An 18780-nucleotide genomic window follows, 5' to 3' on the forward strand; every position below is an offset into this window, starting at 1 on the left:
AATAGTAAATAAATAGATATGGCAACAACAGATTTCATCGCCGCTATCGAGTTGAGTTCTTCCAAGATTTCCGGTATCGCAGGGAAGAAGAACAGTGACGGAAGTATCCAGGTGTTGGCTTATGCATGCGAAGATGCATCCTCGTTTATACACAAAGGGGCCATCTACAACATTGACAAGACCGCACAAGCGCTGACTTCCATCATCAACAAGCTGGAAGGCCAGCTGAACAACTCCATCGCCAAAGTATATGTAGGCATCGGCGGACAATCATTGCGCACGGTGAGGAATGCGGTAAGCCGTACGCTGGAGGAAGAGAGCATCATTTCGCAAGAACTGGTAGACGAGATTTGCGACGAGAACCGTGATGTACCCCTAGTAGACATGAGTGTGCTGGATGTAGCCCCACAAGAATACAAGATAGACAACACGTTGCACGTGGAGCCCGTAGGAGTTGCCGGAAAATACATCACCGGACAGTTCCTCAACATCGTGGCGCGCGCCTCGCTGAAAAAGAACCTCGAACACAGCTTCGAGCAAGCCAAAGTGGAAATTGCCGACGACCTGCTCGTAGCCCCCACTGCGTTGGCCAAAGCCGTGCTGACTGAAAACGAGATGCGTTCGGGCTGCGCACTGGTGGACTTCGGTGCCGACACCACCACCGTGCTGGTCTATAAGAACAATATCCTGCGCTACCTCAGCGTACTGCCGCTGGGTGGAAACAACATTACCCACGACATCACTTCCCTGCAAATGGAAGAGGAAGATGCCGAGAAGCTGAAACTGCAATACGGTGATGCCCTCTACGAGGAGGAAGAAGACGCCGAGACCCCTGCCGTATGCACGTCGGAAGACGGCCGTACCTTCGAACTGGCCCTGCTGAACAATATTATCGGAGCCCGTGCAGAAGAAATCCTTGCCAACGTATGGAACCAGTTACAGCTTTCCGGCTACGAGGACAAACTTTTCTCCGGTGTAGTATTTACCGGTGGAGGAGCCAATCTGAAGAATCTTGAGAAAGCCTTCCATAGAGTGAGCAAGATTGAAAAGGTAAAGACCGCCAAGTTCGTACAGACCACCGTCCACACACGCAGCGAAGAGCCCAAAAAGGACGGCATGCACAACACACTGCTGGGCCTGCTGGCTGCCGGCAACGAGAATTGCTGCCTGCAAGAGGTGAAACCGGTGCAGCAGCCTGCCTCCAATGTTCCTCCCAAACCGGTCGACATATTCGTTGACGACGAAGCGCTGAAAGAGCAGGAAGCTGCCGCACGCGCCGCCAAGGCACAGCGCGAGAGGGAAGAGAAAGAACGCAAGGAGCGTGAGCGAAAAGAAAGGGAGCTGCGCGAAAAGGAAGAGAAAAAGAAGAAAAAGAAAGAAGGCCCCAGCTGGTTCGAAAAGACTTTCAACAAGATTTCCAACGAAATCTTCTCGGACGACGATATGAAGTAATAATGTGATAATGTGCCAGAAAATTAAGTTATTATGGAAGATATAGTACAATTCGATTTCCCGACGGATTCACCGAAAATCATTAAAGTAATCGGTGTAGGCGGAGGTGGCGGCAATGCCGTGAACCATATGTACCGGGAAGGTATACACGACGTGACGTTCGTACTGTGTAACACAGACAACCAAGCGTTGAAGGACTCTCCCGTGCCCGTGAAGTTACAGCTTGGAAAAGAAGGCCTGGGAGCCGGAAACCGCCCCGCCCGTGCCCGCAAGGCAGCAGAAGAGAGTATCGAAGACATCAAGAATATGCTGAACGACGGCACCAAGATGGTATTCATCACTGCCGGAATGGGCGGTGGTACCGGTACGGGTGCCGCACCCATCATTGCACAGACCGCCAAGGAAATGGATATCCTGACCATCGGCATCGTCACCATCCCTTTCCGCTGGGAGGGCGACAAGAAGATAGACCAGGCACTGGATGGCGTAGAGGAAATCAGCAAGCACGTAGATGCCCTGCTGGTCATCAACAATGAAAAGCTGAGCGAGATATACAGCGAGTTGTCCGTGGACGACGCGTTCGACAAGGCCGACGACACCCTTTCGGTAGCCGCCAAGAGTATTGCCGAAATCATCACCCTGCATGGAAAGGTGAACCTCGACTTCAACGACGTGAAAACAGTGCTGAAGGACGGCGGCGTAGCCATCATGAGTACCGGCTACGGCGAAGGTGACAACCGTGTCAGCGAAGCCATCAAGAATGCGCAGCACTCGCCGTTGCTGAACAACAACGACATTTTCAATTCCAAGAAGGTACTCCTCAACATCTCTTACAGCTCACAATACAAGCTGATGATGAGCGAAATGGACGAGGTAAAGGAATTCATGAACCGTTTCAGCCGCGACTTCGAGACCAAATTCGGTATGGCCATCGACGACAAACTGGAACAGAAAGTGAAAATCACCCTGCTTGCCACCGGTTTCGGTATCCAGGACATCCACATGAAGGAGATGGACGACCGCATCACCCAGCGCACCGCCGAAGAACAGCAACGCCTTGCCGAGCTGGAGGAGGAAGAGGAACAGAGACGCAACCGCCGCGAAGTGTACTACGGCAAGGATGCCAACGCCCGTTCCCAGCGCAGCCGCCGTCGCCATATCTATCTCTTCAATCCCGAAGACATGGACAACGCCGACATCATCAGCATGGTAGAGAATTCTCCGACCTATCTGCGTGACAAAAGCACGCTGAACAGCATCAAGATGAAGGCAGAGCAGGAAGGGCAGCTCGCCACCGAAGCCGCGCAAGAAGCAGAAGGCGGTGCAGGGGGAGTCATCACCTTCTGATTTTTCCGTTCCCGATATGTAAAACCATCCTCCTCCCCTTCAGGAGAACAGGAGTAAACCTATAACAATATGGATTTATTTGAAAAAGTCAGCGAAGACATTAAAACAGCCATGAAAGCCAAAGACAAAGTGGCTCTCGAAACATTGAGAAACGTAAAGAAAGTATTCCTTGAAGCCAAAACCGCTCCCGGAGCCAACGATACCCTGAGCGATGCAGATGCTTTGAAGATTATCCAAAAACTGACCAAGCAAGGCAAAGACGCCGCTGAAATCTATGTACAGCAAGGTCGCCAGGACTTGGCAGACGATGAGCTGGCACAAGTAAAGGTGCTTGAAACCTATCTGCCCAAGCAAATGAGCGCCGAAGAACTGGAAGCAGCCTTGAAGGAAATCATAGCCGAGGTCGGTGCCACCAGCGGCAAGGACATGGGCAAAGTGATGGGTGTAGCCAGCAAGAAACTTGCCGGACTTGCCGAAGGCCGCGCCATCTCAGCCAAAGTAAAGGAACTGCTGGGATAAAGTATAGCGAAGGAGATAAGGAATATTCGGATTCAATTGCATGAGATGGGCATCTCGTGTTGTATGAGATATACATCTCATGCAGCATAAGATGCCCATCTCGCGCAATCAGGAGCTATTGTTTCATCCGACAAGCAAGATTGGCGCTCCTCAATCAAACAATTCTTTCAAGACTTCAAGAGACTTCAGCACCGGGAAATCCGGCAGGTGCAGACGATAATATTCATTCATAATGTTCAGGCAGCGGGTACGCTCCAACCGACTCATGGTGAAAAGATGCATCGTTTCATAATTCATGCGCATCAGCTGTGTCAGGCGGGCCGCCTCCTCGGGAGCGATGTAATTGGAATGAAGCTGCGGACGCAAGGGAGTGAAACAAGCATTCTGCAAATCGAAGTAATCTCCGGCATGATAATCCTCCAGGTTGGGATACAAACCGAGAAAACGGGAAAGGCGCATCAGGAAGACCAGATGGAAATTGGCAAACCCCTCCCTGCATTCATCCAGCCAGATGACGGAATGATACAGATAAGCAAACAGCGGACGGTTCTCCGCCTCCTCCCGGACGGCGCGATAAAGGAATTCCGAAAGAAACAAAGCGATGGCGGATTTGTAGGGATCGTAGGGAAGCGTGGCAAAAGGATAAAGAGACTTCGCCTCCTTCACCTTATATATAGTGGCATTAGGACGGAAATCGGCTTCAAGTTCCACCAATGCCAGCGGCTGGAAGAGTACCGGCTTCACCGCCGCCTTGCGCGAACGGGGTATGGACACCATGAAGGAAGCCCTGCCAGCCACCTCTGTATAGATGTCTGCAATGAGAGATGTATCCTTATATTTCAAGGTATGCAGTACAATTCCCTGTGTTTTCTGTAACATTCCCGATTTCTTTATCTGGTTTCAATCTGATAACAAAGCTACAAAAAAAGCCCGAAAGAAGAGAAACAAAAGGAGAAGAATAAAAAAACAAGGTAAGGAGTGTAAAAAAATAAAAGCATATATTACACTGATTTTCAATAGATAACGCTCCATTCTAAGACAAAAGACAACAAAAAGCTATATTTTTTTCTTGCGAATGTTTTGGTAATTCAAAAATAGTTTCTACCTTTGCATCCGCAAACGAGAAATAAAGACTCTTTGCAAGAGCGGAAACGCTCACCAAAGGATGGCCCGTTCGTCTATCGGTTAGGACGCAAGATTTTCATTCTTGAAAGGGGGGTTCGATTCCCCCACGGGCTACAAAATAAAAAAATAAACGAATTAAAAAAAGATTAGTCGAGATGGCAAATCATAAATCATCACTGAAGAGAATCAGACAAGAAGAAACAAGAAGACTTCACAACAGATATTATGGCAAGACCATGAGAAACGCTGTTCGTAAGCTTCGTGCTACTACAGACAAAGCTGCAGCAACAGCAATGTATCCGGGTATCACAAAACTGTTGGATAAATTGGCTAAGACTAATGTAATCCACAAGAACAAGGCTAACAACTTGAAATCAAAGTTGGCTATCTATATCAACAAGCTGGCTTAAGTTGACTGTTACACAAAAGATATTACAAGGCTGGACTTTTTTAGTCCGGCCTTTCTCATTTATACCTCTCTATTTACCTGCTTCCACACAAGTTTCTTTTCTGTGCTAAAAAGCTGTAAACTACCCGAATTTATCCGTTTGTTTAGCACCATATCCCGAGGATTTTCACTATATTTGCTCTGTTATTACAATAAGGAAAAAAGATTATGACTGAAGAACAGATTCACTCCAATAACGGGAGCTATTCTGCCGAAAACATCCAGGTACTGGAAGGTTTGGAAGCAGTGAGAAAGCGTCCCGCGATGTATATTGGCGACATTAGCAGCAAAGGACTTCACCATCTGGTGTACGAGGTTGTGGACAACTCCATCGATGAGGCACTTGCCGGCTATTGCGACCACATCGAAGTCACCATTAACGAGGACAACTCCATCACCGTACAAGACAACGGACGTGGTATCCCGGTAGACTATCACGAAAAGGAAAAGAAATCCGCGCTGGAAGTTGTAATGACCGTACTGCATGCCGGAGGAAAGTTCGACAAAGGTTCCTATAAGGTATCGGGAGGTCTGCATGGTGTAGGTGTATCTTGCGTAAATGCCTTGTCTACACACATGACTACCCAGGTTTTCCGTAACGGAAAAATCTATCAGCAGGAATATTCCTGCGGACATCCGCTCTACTCCGTCAAAGAAGTGGGCACAACAGACATTACCGGTACACGCCAACAGTTCTGGCCGGACGGTACCATCTTTACGGAGACAGTCTACAACTATGATATTCTTGCCACCCGCATGCGCGAGCTGGCGTATCTGAACGCAGGCATCAAGATTTCACTGACCGACCTTCGCGTAAAGGACGAAGGAGGAAATGCCAAGAAGGAAATCTTCTACTCGGAAGAAGGCCTGAAGGAATTTGTGCGCTACGTGGACTCCTCACGCGAACACTTCATGAACGATGTAATCTACATCAACACCGAGAAGCAAGGCACACCGGTGGAAGTAGCCATCATGTACAACACTTCTTATAACGAAAATGTACACTCTTACGTAAACAACATCAATACCATTGAAGGGGGTACCCACTTGGCAGGTTTCCGCCGTGCACTGACCCGTACGTTGAAAAAATACGCCGAAGACAACAAGATGCTGGAGAAAGCCAAGGTAGAGATTGCAGGCGACGACTTCCGCGAAGGACTGACTGCCGTTATCTCCATCAAGGTGGCAGAGCCTCAGTTCGAAGGACAGACCAAGACAAAGCTGGGTAACAACGAAGTGATGGGCGCCGTAGACCAGGCTGTGGGCGAGGCCCTCACCTACTACTTGGAGGAACACCCGAAGGAAGCCAAGCTGATTGTAGACAAGGTGATTCTTGCCGCCCAGGCACGTATCGCCGCACGTAAGGCACGCGAATCCGTACAACGCAAATCGCCGATGTCGGGTGGCGGCATGCCGGGCAAACTGGCCGACTGCTCCAGCAAGGACCCGGAAGAATGCGAATTGTTCCTCGTCGAGGGTGACTCGGCAGGCGGTTCAGCAAAGCAAGGCCGTAACCGTGCGTTCCAAGCTATCCTGCCGCTTCGCGGTAAGATTCTGAATGTGGAAAAGGCCATGTGGCACAAGGCATTCGAGAGCGACGAAGTAAACAATATCATCCAGGCGCTGGGCATCCGTTTCGGCGTGGACGGTGAAGACAGCAAAGAAGCGAACATTGACAAGCTGCGCTACAAGAAGATTATCATCATGACCGATGCCGACGTCGATGGTTCTCACATCGACACGCTGATTATGACGCTTTTCTTCCGCTACTTCCCGCAAGTTATCCAGCAGGGTTGCTTGTACATCGCCACTCCTCCCCTTTACCTTTGCACCAAAGGCAAGGCGAAAGAGTATTGCTGGACAGACCAGCAGCGCCAGAAGTTCATCGACACTTACGGCGGCGGTTCGGAAAACGCAGTACACACCCAACGCTACAAAGGTTTGGGTGAAATGAACCCGGAACAGTTGTGGGAAACCACCATGAATCCGGAAAACCGCATGCTGAAGCAGGTGCATCTTGAAAATGCAGCTGAAGCCGACTATATCTTCTCCATGCTGATGGGTGAAGACGTGGGCCCGCGCCGCGATTTCATCGAAAAGAATGCAACGTATGCAAATATTGACGCTTAATTAATTTAATAACCAACCTCACATCTTACAACGAGGAAGCCCCGGACGGGCAGGATAATCCTGCTGACCGGGGCTTTTCCTTTATCCCTCTTCTCTTCCAAAGAAGAGACCCGTCTCCATACAGAAGAACTATAGGATTCCTTGTTTCTTCATCTCTTCCACTACCAATTCCAACTCTGCATACCAGTCCTCACCAAACTTACGGATAAGCGGCTCTTTCAGGAACTTGTACACGGGCAGATTTTCCTTTTGTCCCAACAACATAGCGGCTTTGCAGACATCCCAACGATGATAGTTCACTGCCTTATAGAGTCCGTAGTTCCCCACCCTTATCGGATAGAGATGACAGGATATGGGTTTGTAGAAGTTGGTCCTACCTTCACGATAAGCCTTTTCGATGGCGCAATAGCAACAGCCTTTATCATCATAGCAGGTAAAGACGCAATCCTTGTTGTTCACAATAGAAGTCACCAGGTCACCTTCACAATCGGTATAGACCACACCTTGCTCCTCTATCACGGTGCGGGCTTCGGGAGAAAGCTCGTCCCAAATCAGCGGAAGCACCTCTTCCAGTTTCTCCACCTCGTCCAGCTCTACGGGAGCACCGGCATCGCCCTCAATGCAACAAATCCCCTGACAGGCACCCAAGTCACACAAGAACTTCTCGCGCAAGACATCGAAAGAAACCACAACATCACCAATCTGTATCATAATCATTCTATTAAAAAAAGACGCGGATTATCCGGATTGCACAGACTCAACTTTAAGAGCATCCGTGGAATCCGTATAATCCGCGTCTAAATATTGTTACGGCCTTGACGCCTTACTTAATCAAATCCTTACCAGTCATTTCGGCCGGCTGTTCCATACCCAAGATATGCAGGATAGAAGGAGCTACGTCAGCCAATACACCGTTCTCAACCTTGGCGTCCTTGTTTGCAGTAACGTAAACGAAAGGAACGGGATTCAGAGAGTGGGCAGTATTCGGAGTACCATCCTCATTCAGAGCATGGTCGGCATTACCGTGGTCGGCGATGATGATTACTTCATAATCGTTTGCCTTGGCAGCTTCAACAGTATCTTTCACACATTCGTCGATGGCTTTCACTGCCTTCTCAATAGCTTCGTAGATACCGGTATGTCCCACCATATCACCATTGGCGTAGTTCACCACGATGAAATCGAACTTCTGGGTCTTGATAGCTTCAACCAGCTTGTCCTTCACCTCGTACGCACTCATTTCGGGCTTCAAGTCGTAAGTGGCAACCTTCGGAGAAGGAACCAAGATGCGCTCTTCAGCATCGTAGGGAGTCTCGCGGCCACCGTTGAAGAAGAAAGTCACGTGTGCATACTTCTCTGTTTCGGCAATGTGCAGCTGGGTCTTGCCATTGGCAGCGAGGTATTCGCCCAAGGTATTCTGTACGTTCTCCTTATCAAAAAGGATATGCACACCCTTGAAGCTGGCATCGTACGGAGTCATGCAGTAGAACTGCAGGCCCGGAATGGTCTGCATGCCTTGTTCGGGCATATCTTGCTGGGTGAGGACAACGGTCAATTCCTTGGCACGGTCATTGCGGTAGTTGAAGAAGATTACAACATCACCTTCCTTGATGGTACCGTCGAAGCCACCGTTCACAATCGGCTTGATGAATTCATCCGTAACGCCTTCGTCGTAGGACTCCTGCATAGCCTGGACCATATCCGTAGCAACCTTGCCTTCACCGTTTACCAATAAATCGTAAGCAACCTTCACACGTTCCCAACGTTTGTCGCGGTCCATGGCATAGAAACGTCCCACGATGGAAGCAATCTTGCCGGCAGACTTCTCGCAATGAGCAGTCAACTGCTCAATGAAACCTTTACCACTCTTCGGGTCGGTATCACGACCGTCCATAAAACAGTGGATGAAGGTATTCTCGATACCGTATTCCTTGGAAATATCGCAGAGTTTGAACAAATGGTCAAAAGAGCTGTGCACGCCACCGTTGCTGGTCAGTCCCATAAAGTGGATATTCTTGCCGTTTTCCTTTGCATATGAGAAAGCAGAAACAATTTCCTTGTTCTTCAGAATGCTGCCATCGGCACAAGCACGGTTAATCTTCACCAAATCCTGGTAAACGATACGTCCGGCACCGATATTGAGGTGACCTACTTCAGAATTACCCATCTGTCCGTCGGGCAAACCAACGTTTTCACCGCTTGCTTGAAGCTCGGAATGCGGATAAGTTGCCAACAGACTGTCCCAATACGGAGTAGGTGTATTGAAAATCACATCATCTTTGCCTTGATCGCCGATGCCCCAGCCATCAAGAATCATTAAAAGGGCTTTCTTACTCATAATATTAATCGAATTTAATTGTATAATCTTTTTGTATGATACAAACGTTCTTTATAGTAGGAACCTGTTTTTGCGCTGCAAAGGTACAAAAAACAGCTGTTAAAGCGTACTGTTTCAAATGATTTATGTACTTTTGCCACGCTTAAAAAATAAAAAACAAGAAATATGGACGATTCAAACCCACGAACGTGCAATAGTATTCACCAATAAAACGAACGGAGACGTTGACTGCAATGCCTCTGTTCCAACCTGAAAGGAGGCAAACAATGAGAAAGTATCTCTACAGTGAAAACGGCTTCACTGAAAAGGCCGAATGGCAACCCAACTGCTGGGTCAACGTAGAATGCCCGGACAACGATGATTTCAAATTCCTAACCGAAGAGCTGAAAGTTCCCGAATCATTCCTGGAAGACATAGCCGACGTGGACGAGCGCCCACGTACGGAAACAGAAGACAACTGGCTGCTGACCATCCTCCGCATCCCGATGCAGAGCAACCAACGCGGCGTGCCGTTCATCACTGTGCCCATCGGCATTATCACCAATGACGGAATCATCGTTTCTGTCTGCTATCACCACACGGAGCTGATACCGGACTTCATTCAGCACACCCGCCGGAAGAACATAGTCGTCAACAATAAACTGGATTTGATTCTGCGAATCATCTACTCTTCCGCCGTCTGGTTCCTGAAGTATCTGAAACAGATAAACAACGATGTGGCCACCGCCGAAAAAGAGCTGGAGAAAAGCATCCGCAACGAAGATCTCCTGCAACTGATGAAGCTGCAAAAGACGCTGGTCTACTTCAACACTTCCATCCGTGGCAATGAAGTGATGATAGGACGGCTGAAAAACATCTTTCAAGACACCAATTATCTGGATTTGGAATTATTGGAAGACGTGGTCATCGAGTTGAAGCAGGCATACAATACCGTAAACATCTACAGTGATATCCTGACGGGAACCATGGATGCCTTCGCCTCCATCATCTCCAACAATGTGAATGCCATCATGAAACGTATGACAAGCCTCAGCATTACACTGATGATTCCCACGTTGATAGCCAGTTTCTACGGCATGAATGTGGACATCCACCTGGAGAGTTTTCCGCACGCGTTTATTTTCATCATACTTTTGTCGGCAATATTATCAGCAGTGACATTCGTATGGTTCAGAAGGATTAAGTGGTTCTAAACAGCATCATTGTCCGAAGTTCAGCGACAACTGCCCATCCCCCAAGAGATTGAACGTCAAGCGATGATAGGGTGTAGTGCCCCGCTCAGCAATGGCGGCACGATGTTTCTTGGTGGGATACCCCTTGTTACGATTCCAGTCATAATACGGATATTCCTCGTGAAGGCGGTTCATGTAGTCATCACGATAGGTCTTTGCCAAAATGGAGGCGGCAGCGATGGAAAGGTACTTCCCGTCTCCTTTCACTACGGTAGTATGCGGCAAGTCCCGATATTTTTTAAAGCGGTTGCCGTCTATCAGCAGATGTTGCGGACGGACATTCAGTTGGTCAACAGCACGGTGCATGGCAAGAAAGGAGGCATTAAGAATATTGATTTTGTCAATTTCTTCGGGAGAGACGACGCCCACCGCCCATGCCAGAGCCTCTTTCTCAATCACTTCACGCAAGGCATAGCGTTGTTTTTCCGTCAGCTGCTTGGAGTCATTCAGAAGTTCATTCTTAAAGTCCGTTGGCAGAATAACGGCAGCGGCATAGACCGCACCGGCCAGACAGCCGCGACCGGCCTCATCGCATCCCGCCTCTATCAAGTCTTTATTCAAATAAGGTAATAACATATATATCGCTATCTTTGAGGCACAAAGATAAATCTTTTTGGAGGGAAACCTGACTTCTAAGAAGAATTAATTAAATTTGCAGAAACAAGACGATGCCATGAAGAAAAACCTATGTCTACTACTCGTATGTCTTCTGTCAGCACTTGCCCCACTGCAAGCTCAAGACATGCAGCAAGCACAGAAATTGATTGACCAAGCACAGAAATGCCTATACAACACCCCCAAACAAGCTTCCTACTATGCTGCTCAGGCTTCTGCCTTGTTTCCCGAAGATGAGCCCAGTGAGGTCCGTGCGCAGGCCATGTTCCTTTATTGCCAGGCAGAACAGCTATTGGGCAACTTTGACCTGAGTATCAAGAATCTATATGATACTCAGAAATACATCACCCCCGCAAACAAGCAACAAAGTGCCCAACTATACTCCCTCATGGGACGTGTCTACAGCAAACTGGGAGACTACAACAAAGCCATAGAACTAAACGACAAGGCAACCTCCATATTCAAAGCCATTGGTGATTCCACTTCTGTGGCCGGATGCTATAACGAACGTGGAGTTATGCACCACTTCATGAACGAATTTACCGTTGCCGAGCGTTTCTTCCAACGTGCGCTGGCCATCAACCGTGCCCAACGAAACCTGAAAGAGATTGCAACCAACCTGAACAACCTTTGTCTGTACCAGGGAAATACGGAAGAGAAACTTTCTTTCATCCAGGAAGCCATCACCATCAACAAGAATCTGGACGCCCAATGGTCTCTTGGCGAAAACTACAACAACATGGGGAAACAGTATTACTATGACAAGCAATACTCCAAAGCCCTGGAAGCCTTGCATAAAGCCTACGAGTATGCCCATAATATCGGGGCCCGCGAACTGATTTGCGACAATTACGAATATTCGTCCATGGTATATGCAGCTATAGGTGACTATGCCCAAGCCTATAAATACCTGGAGAAAATGCAGCACCTGAGCAAAGAGCTGCAAAGCAGCAACAAGCTGCGTAACATCGAGCAGGAAATTTCCTATAAAAGATACCAGGACCAGAAGCATGCCACTGAAATGCAGGAACAAACCTATGAAATAGAATTGCTGAAACGCAATCTATGGCTCTTGGGCAGCATACTTATTCTCGGTTTAGCTGTCAGTATCTTCCTATATAAATGGTATAAACGCAGAAAAGACCTGCAACTGATTGAAACCCGCTATCAGTTGGAACTCTCCGAACGCGAAGTATCCGAACTGAAACTACAACAGCAAGAAATGGAACTGAAAAACGTGCAGAGTGCTTTGGATGACAGCCGCCAGGAGGTCACCAGCTTTGCCGTATTCCTAAGAAGCCGCAATGAGCTACTCGACAAGATACGTGGGATGATTAAAGAGGGTTATAAGATGGATAACCAAACACTCATTCCCCACCTAAAAAAAGTGAATGCCTTCATCAGCCAATATCAAAGCGGAGATAAGACAAACAGCAGCTTATTGCTGAATATAGAAGAAAAGAACAAAGAATTTCTGGACCGACTTGCATTAAAACACCCTAATCTGACGCAAGGCGAAAAATACTTGGCAACTCTATTGCGCGTCAATCTGTCAACCAAAGAAATCTCCATGATAACCGGCACCATTCCCAAAACAATCAATATGAACCGGTATCGTTTACGCAAATCCTTGAACTTATCCACAGAAGAAGACTTGGTTGAATACCTCCAGAGCTTCTAAAAACGAAGCCGAAGAGAAAAGCTCTCTTGTAGATATATTATATTACAATAAAATATTATTATTCAACGTTTTATCAATCATCTTGTAGATTAAATAATAGTGCTTTCAGCCTCCTTTGTAGATATTTTATAGATAAAGGTCATAGTCAACCTTATAATTATATCACTTCCTTTGCCCTTGTGAAAAACAAAGTATTAACCTTAAAAAACTTTATCACACATGGGTAAAATTAAACAGTATTTGCAAAGAGCATTACTACTTGCTTTGCTCTTTGTATGTCTAGCGCCGCTAAGTGCATTAGCGCAAACCATCCAGCTAACCGGTACCGTAACCGATACCAAAGGAGAATCTCTTATCGGTGCCAGTATCTTGGAGAAAGGAACCGGCAATGGTTGCATCACCGACGTTGACGGCAACTTTACGTTGACAGTCTCTCCTAAAGCAACTATGGTAATCTCTTATGTGGGTTATGTAACCCAGGAAATTCCCCTCAACGGGCAGAAGAACATCAAAATAGCATTGAAAGATGATTCTGAAATGCTGGATGAAGTCGTAGTCGTAGGTTACGGTACGATGAAGAAGAGCGACATGACCGGTGCCATTTCTTCGGTGAAAGCGGAAGATTTGATGAAACGTGCCACTACCAGCGCAACCGAAGCACTGCAAGGTAAAATTGCCGGTGTAAGCGTATTGAAATCGGGAGGTAATGCAGGTGCAAGCATTTCCGTAAAAATCCGTGGTATCAAGACTATGGGTGACAATGAGCCGCTTTACATCATCGACGGGTATCCTGGCGACATCAACACCATCAATCCGCAGGATATCGAATCCATGGAAATCCTGAAAGATGGTGCCGCCGCTGCCATCTACGGTTCTGTGGCCGCCAATGGTGTAGTCATCGTTTCTACCAAGAACGGAAAGGAAGGAGAACTGAAAGTTTCCTTTAATACATATATGACGGTCAACTCGGTAGCCAAGAAGTTCGACATGCTCAATGCAGACGGCTACTTGAAAGTGCACAACATGATGTACGAGAATGCAGGGACAAACAAGCCCGCTTATCTTACGTACAAGAATGGACAGAACCCTACCGGTGCCGATACAAACTGGCAGGATGAAATGCTCCGTACCGGCATCGCACAGAACTATTATGTAAACCTCATCGGAGGTTCTGAAGTTGCTAAATATTCACTTTCTTATGGCCATGCCGACGAGAAGGGTATCTTTAAAGGTAACTCTTACATCCAGGACAATGCCCGTCTGAAACTGAATGCACACAAATATATCTTTGATTTCGATGCGAGCTTGAACTTCAAGGTCACACAAAGCAAACAGCCTCAGTATTCCTTAAAAGAAATGTACTCCATTTCGCCACTGGTGCCCGTTTACGACGAAAACCAGACATACGGATACGGTCTGACCGACATGTCGGTAGACGGTACCAAGATGGAATTCCCAACCAACCGTAATGTCATGGCAGACGACCATTACAAAGACAGAAAATATACGGGTTACGACATTACCGGCAATATCGGTCTGACCATGAACCTCGCCCCGTGGCTTACATTCAAAACAAGCTATACGTACGACGGTTACTACTACAACGACCGTTATCATCGTGCCAAATACGAAGCCAATGCACAAGAGCCGAGCCTCTATCCTTATAACTACGAGTACAACTCATACTATCGCAAGCAAACATTCGAGAATGTATTGACCTTCATGAAAGACTTCGGCAAGCATTCCGTTACTGCCATGATAGGTAACTCCATCATTTCCGCCCATCAGGATAAAAGTTCTGTCAGCGTGGAAGGCAAGAAAACCGAATATGATGTAGTAGGCGGCAGTCTGAGTTCCAGCGAGGTTCCCGGCGGATTCTTCGACCCGACATCTCCCACAATCGATGCTGGTATCGGCGGTACATTTGCCGGCACAGGTACTTTCTACGATTACAACCGCGCTTCTTTCTTCGGACGCTTCAACTATTCATACGCCAGCCGTTACTTGCTGCAAGTGACTGTACGTTCCGACGGCTCTTCCAAGTTCGGTAAAAACAACCGTTGGGGTACCTTCCCTTCCGTAGCAGTGGGATGGAGAATCAGTGAGGAAGATTTCTTCCCCAAAAACACCCCTATCAGCAACTTGAAGTTCCGCGCCAGCTGGGGACGCCTGGGTAGCGAGAGTGCACTGGGCTACTATTATGCGCCAACAATGAGTAACAGCAATACCCAATGGATGAGCTACATACAAGGTGGCAATCCTTGGGCCGGCATGTCCAACCTCTATCTGGTAAACGACGATTTGCGTTGGGAAACTACCGATACCAAAAACATCGGTTTCGACTTCGGTCTTTTCAACAATAAGTTGAGCGGTAGCCTTAACTACTATTACAACACAACGGAAGACTTACTGATTGAAAAAGTCATGCCGCCTTCTGCAGGTATCTACAATCCTACTGTCAACGTAGGAAAGATGGTAAACAAAGGTTTCGAGCTTGAATTGAACTATGGAGACAACATCAACGGTTTCGACTATAATATCGGTTTCAACCTTTCTACCATCCACAACGAAATGTTGAAGGCAGACCCGAACCAGATACTTTATGGTTCTGCCTGGAAGGGTGACGGCCACTTCGTAACCCAAACACTGAAAGGTTATCCGGTAGCCAGCTTCTGGCTGTATCAGACTGACGGCATATTCCAGACTGATGCAGAAGCTGCTGCTTACGTAAACAGTGCAGGCGAACGTCTCCAGCCGAGTGCCAAAGCTGGTGATATCCGCTTCAAGGATGTAAACGGCAATGGAAGCATCGACTCCGGCGACAAGGTATATTCCGGTTCCGGTATTCCCAAGGTGGAAGCCAACTTGTCATTCAGCGGTTCCTATAAGAACTTTGACCTTTCCTTCCAGTTCGGCAGTGCATGGGGGCACAAACTCTACAACGTAAACCGTCTGTATTATGAAGGAATGGACGCCGGTAGAAACTACTTCACAAGCACCATGAATGCATGGACACCGCAAAACGCAGGAACAAGCATGCCAAGAGCTGTACTGGGTGACCCGAATGAAAATACCCGTGAATCCGATCGCTTCCTCGAAAACGGTAACTTCGTCCGCCTTCGCCAGTTGCAGTTAGGATACAGCTTGTCCAGAGCTTTAGCTAAGAAAATGTATCTTGAAAAATGCCGCCTCTATGTCAGTGGAGAGAATCTCTTTACCATCACCAAATATTCCGGTATCGACCCTGAATTCTCTTCAAGCATTCTGGACACCGGTGTAGACTCCTTTGTATACCCGTTCACCCGCTCATTTGTAGTAGGTCTGCAAGTTACATTCTAATCACCATTAAAAACAAGAAGACAATGAAAAAAATTATATATATAGCCTCTTTCTTATGCGCCGCCTTACTGGCAGGATGCGATGATTTCCTGACGACAGAGTCTCCCGACTTTTCTACAGACAAATACTGGAGAGATAAAGCCGATGTAGAGGCAGGTCTATCAGCGGTATATGGCCAGCTGGATAACCGCACCGGCTCTTACACGGTTGCAGAAGTCAAGTTTGTTGTGGAAACCTTCCGTAGCGATGAGATGGTAAAAGGCCAGGACGTCAACAACTATCCGGAATGGGCTGCATTGTACGGGTTCACCTACAACAATGAGAACTCCAGCATCAAAGAATACTGGATGAACAATTACAATGGCATCAACTACGCCAACAACGTATTATACGGTATTGACAAAGTACAGACCAGCGGTGAGAAGATGAGTGCCGATGACGAGAACCATCTTACGGGCGAAGCTCTGTTCCTGCGTGCCTACTATCATTTCAAACTGATTATGAGCTGGGAGAAAATCATTATCCGCAATGAATATCTGACCGGAGAATCCCAGACTCACAAAGCATTGTCTACCAGAACGGAAGCATGGGACTTTATCTGTGCTGAACTGGACAAAGCAGGCAGCATGCTGCCACAAGACCGCCCTTCTTCCGAAGCGGGACGTGTAACCAAAGGAGCAGCCTACTCTTACCTGGGATGGGCTTACTTAACCCGTGCTTATGAAGAAAGTGACAAAAAGGCCGAATACCTGGGGCTGGCAGAAGCCGCTTTCAACAAAGTGACCGGCTACGAACTGGAGTCCGACTACGGAAGCATGTTCGACGGAACCAACAAGAATTGCAAAGAGTCCATTCTGGAACTTCAGTTTACCAACAGTACGGCCGACGGTACTTTCCACAAGCACGTACTCCACTTCTGGGTAGCTCCGGGCAGCATGTCCGGTTGGGACGAAATCCGTGTCAGCGACATGATGTACAACGAATTCCTGAAAGAAGGACGCATTGCCGAAGGTAACATGTACGATGCCCGTGCCTATGGTTCCATGATGTTTGATGATCCGTATTACTATGAAGGCGGGCACATTCTGGGGTACAATTACGATGACATCTATGATGAGAATTCTGCCACCCGATATAATTACCGTAAATACATGCCTTCAACTTGGAGCGACTATGCACAAAACTACGTAGGTACCAACATGCCATTGATGCGTTATGCCAATGTACTGCTGATGAAGGCTGAAATCTACAATGAACAAGGCCATCCAGAAAAAGCCATTCCATTGATTAACGAAGTACGTAGCGTGCACGGCAAACTGCCTGCCATGACCGGAAGTGACCAAGCTGCTGTTAAAGCACAGATTGAACATGAACGTCTGGTGGAATTCACACTGGAAAACTCACGCTTCTATGACCTCCGTCGTTGGGGCAAACTGGACGAAGCCATGAAGGCTGACGGCAGAACCGGATTCAGTGCATCTACCCATTCCTTCCTGCCCATTCCTCTGATGGAGATTCAGACCAACAATAAAATAAACGAATAATCCTTTTCCCAAATAGTATATCAAGGCGGCATTCGCCCCCGGCAATGCCGCCTTGTTTGCTTTGAAAGCTTTATCTTTGCACCTGCAAAAATAGACCATACTATCTTTGCCACTAAAAAACGACATAGATATGTTTACAATCATCGGACTAATGCTCACGGGAATGCTGCTGGGCTATCTCTTACGGAAACGGGACTTAAAGAAAATCCACCAAATCATCACCCTGCTCATCTGGTTGCTGCTGTTTATCCTCGGCATCGAGGTCGGAAGCAACGAGCAAATCATCAAGGGACTCCATACCATAGGCCTTGAAGCTGTGATACTCACCCTGGGAGGAACCTTGGGAAGCGTCATCGCCGCCTGGGCATTGTGGAGAGCCTTGTATAACAAGAAAGGAGGAAGGGCATGAAAGGAAGTCTTATCATAGTGGGCTTTTTCGTACTGGGTACGATTTGTGGCGTATGCCATCTGTTGCCCTTTGATATTGCAGAAACCAACATCAGCTACTACGCGCTTTGTGCGCTGATGTTCAGTGTAGGGCTGAGCGTGGGTAACGACCCGCAAACCCTGAAGAATTTCCGTTCACTCAATCCGCGACTGGTATTCCTGCCCATCATGACGATACTGGGAACGCTAGCAGGCTCCGCAGCCGTCAGCCTGATTCTGACACACCGTTCTATAACGGACTGTCTGGCCGTAGGTTCCGGATTCGGCTATTACTCGCTCTCCAGTATCTTCATTACCGAATACAAGGGAGCCGAGCTGGGCACCATCGCCCTGCTTGCCAATATCAGCCGGGAGATTCTGACACTGCTAGCCGCTCCGTTGCTGGTACGATGGTTCGGAAACCTTGCTCCCATCTCTGCCGGAGGAGCCACGACGATGGACACCACACTGCCCATCATCACACGGACAGCCGGACAGCAGTTTGTAGTAGTTTCCATTTTCCATGGATTTGTAGTAGACTTCAGCGTCCCATTCTTAGTGACATTGTTTTGTTCTATTTAGCT

General features: G+C 47.7%; 15 protein-coding genes and 1 tRNA gene. 12 read left to right on the forward strand and 4 right to left on the reverse strand.

Going from position 1 to position 18780, the window contains the following annotated elements; genetic code table 11:
• Positions 1 to 18: 18 nt before the first annotated feature.
• The 3 genes from ftsA (at position 19) to H1A11_RS14320 (ending at position 3318) form a co-directional block, all read left to right on the forward strand.
• Positions 19 to 1452 carry a cell division protein FtsA gene (gene ftsA / locus H1A11_RS14310; protein ID WP_138344666.1) on the forward strand — a complete coding sequence of 478 codons (1434 nt, stop codon included), beginning with the start codon at positions 19 to 21 and terminating at the stop codon, positions 1450 to 1452.
• Between the two features lie 33 nt (positions 1453 to 1485).
• Complete coding sequence (ftsZ, locus tag H1A11_RS14315) at positions 1486 to 2799, forward strand: cell division protein FtsZ (RefSeq protein WP_117600200.1); 1314 nt, start codon at positions 1486 to 1488, stop codon at positions 2797 to 2799.
• A gap of 69 nt (positions 2800 to 2868) precedes the next feature.
• Complete coding sequence (locus tag H1A11_RS14320; protein ID WP_005830410.1) at positions 2869 to 3318, forward strand: GatB/YqeY domain-containing protein; 450 nt, start codon at positions 2869 to 2871, stop codon at positions 3316 to 3318.
• Positions 3319 to 3468: 150 nt separating this feature from the next.
• On the opposite strand, the gene recO is transcribed toward H1A11_RS14320, so the two are convergent.
• The gene (gene recO / locus H1A11_RS14325; RefSeq protein WP_138344667.1) at positions 3469 to 4197 is read right to left on the reverse strand and encodes a DNA repair protein RecO; all 729 of its coding nucleotides are present in this window, start codon (positions 4195 to 4197) and stop codon (positions 3469 to 3471) included.
• A gap of 288 nt (positions 4198 to 4485) precedes the next feature.
• On the opposite strand from recO, the gene H1A11_RS14330 reads away from it, so the two are divergent.
• The 3 genes from H1A11_RS14330 (at position 4486) to gyrB (ending at position 7021) form a co-directional block, all read left to right on the forward strand.
• Positions 4486 to 4557 (forward strand) — tRNA-Glu (locus tag H1A11_RS14330).
• Between the two features lie 41 nt (positions 4558 to 4598).
• Positions 4599 to 4853 (forward strand): 30S ribosomal protein S20, encoded by a 255-nt coding sequence (rpsT, locus tag H1A11_RS14335; RefSeq protein WP_005830420.1) that lies wholly within the window; start codon positions 4599 to 4601, stop codon positions 4851 to 4853.
• A 206-nt stretch (positions 4854 to 5059) separates the two neighbouring features.
• Positions 5060 to 7021 carry a DNA topoisomerase (ATP-hydrolyzing) subunit B gene (gene gyrB, locus H1A11_RS14340; RefSeq protein WP_181757365.1) on the forward strand — a complete coding sequence of 654 codons (1962 nt, stop codon included), beginning with the start codon at positions 5060 to 5062 and terminating at the stop codon, positions 7019 to 7021.
• 129 nt (positions 7022 to 7150) lie between these two features.
• Here gyrB and H1A11_RS14345 read toward each other — a convergent pair whose 3' ends face one another.
• Together H1A11_RS14345 and gpmI are read right to left on the reverse strand one after the other, a co-directional pair.
• A complete protein-coding gene (locus tag H1A11_RS14345) occupies positions 7151 to 7732 on the reverse strand; it encodes a DUF3109 family protein (protein WP_008662683.1) in 582 nt (193 codons plus the stop codon).
• A gap of 112 nt (positions 7733 to 7844) precedes the next feature.
• A complete protein-coding gene (gpmI, locus tag H1A11_RS14350; protein WP_005834542.1) occupies positions 7845 to 9359 on the reverse strand; it encodes a 2,3-bisphosphoglycerate-independent phosphoglycerate mutase in 1515 nt (504 codons plus the stop codon).
• Between the two features lie 266 nt (positions 9360 to 9625).
• Here gpmI and H1A11_RS14355 point away from each other — a divergent pair, with 266 nt between their 5' ends.
• Positions 9626 to 10552, forward strand: a complete 927-nt coding sequence (locus tag H1A11_RS14355; protein ID WP_005834540.1) for a magnesium transporter CorA family protein — start codon at positions 9626 to 9628, stop codon at positions 10550 to 10552.
• Positions 10553 to 10558: 6 nt separating this feature from the next.
• Here the strand turns inward: H1A11_RS14355 and H1A11_RS14360 are convergent, their stop codons facing one another.
• On the reverse strand, positions 10559 to 11167 hold the full coding sequence (locus H1A11_RS14360) for a ribonuclease HII (RefSeq protein WP_005834538.1): 609 nt from the start codon (positions 11165 to 11167) through the stop codon (positions 10559 to 10561).
• A gap of 97 nt (positions 11168 to 11264) precedes the next feature.
• On the opposite strand from H1A11_RS14360, the gene H1A11_RS14365 reads away from it, so the two are divergent.
• The 5 genes from H1A11_RS14365 to H1A11_RS14385 all read left to right on the forward strand — a co-directional run bounded on the left by H1A11_RS14365 (position 11265) and on the right by H1A11_RS14385 (position 18778).
• The gene (locus H1A11_RS14365) at positions 11265 to 12887 is read left to right on the forward strand and encodes a tetratricopeptide repeat protein (RefSeq protein WP_119961449.1); all 1623 of its coding nucleotides are present in this window, start codon (positions 11265 to 11267) and stop codon (positions 12885 to 12887) included.
• A gap of 219 nt (positions 12888 to 13106) precedes the next feature.
• On the forward strand, positions 13107 to 16226 hold the full coding sequence (locus H1A11_RS14370) for a TonB-dependent receptor (protein ID WP_174646652.1): 3120 nt from the start codon (positions 13107 to 13109) through the stop codon (positions 16224 to 16226).
• 23 nt (positions 16227 to 16249) lie between these two features.
• On the forward strand, positions 16250 to 17770 hold the full coding sequence (locus H1A11_RS14375) for a RagB/SusD family nutrient uptake outer membrane protein (protein ID WP_117974443.1): 1521 nt from the start codon (positions 16250 to 16252) through the stop codon (positions 17768 to 17770).
• Positions 17771 to 17900: 130 nt separating this feature from the next.
• Positions 17901 to 18179: a LysO family transporter gene (locus H1A11_RS14380; RefSeq protein ID WP_117600194.1), complete on the forward strand. Its 279-nt coding sequence runs from the start codon at positions 17901 to 17903 to the stop codon at positions 18177 to 18179.
• Positions 18176 to 18778 carry a lysine exporter LysO family protein gene (locus H1A11_RS14385; protein ID WP_005830487.1) on the forward strand — a complete coding sequence of 201 codons (603 nt, stop codon included), beginning with the start codon at positions 18176 to 18178 and terminating at the stop codon, positions 18776 to 18778. Before H1A11_RS14380 ends, H1A11_RS14385 begins: the two co-directional genes overlap by 4 nt.
• The last annotated feature ends 2 nt before the right edge of the window (positions 18779 to 18780 follow it).

The organism is Bacteroides sp. CACC 737 (assembly GCF_013874375.1).
GTDB lineage: Bacteria > Bacteroidota > Bacteroidia > Bacteroidales > Bacteroidaceae > Bacteroides > Bacteroides uniformis.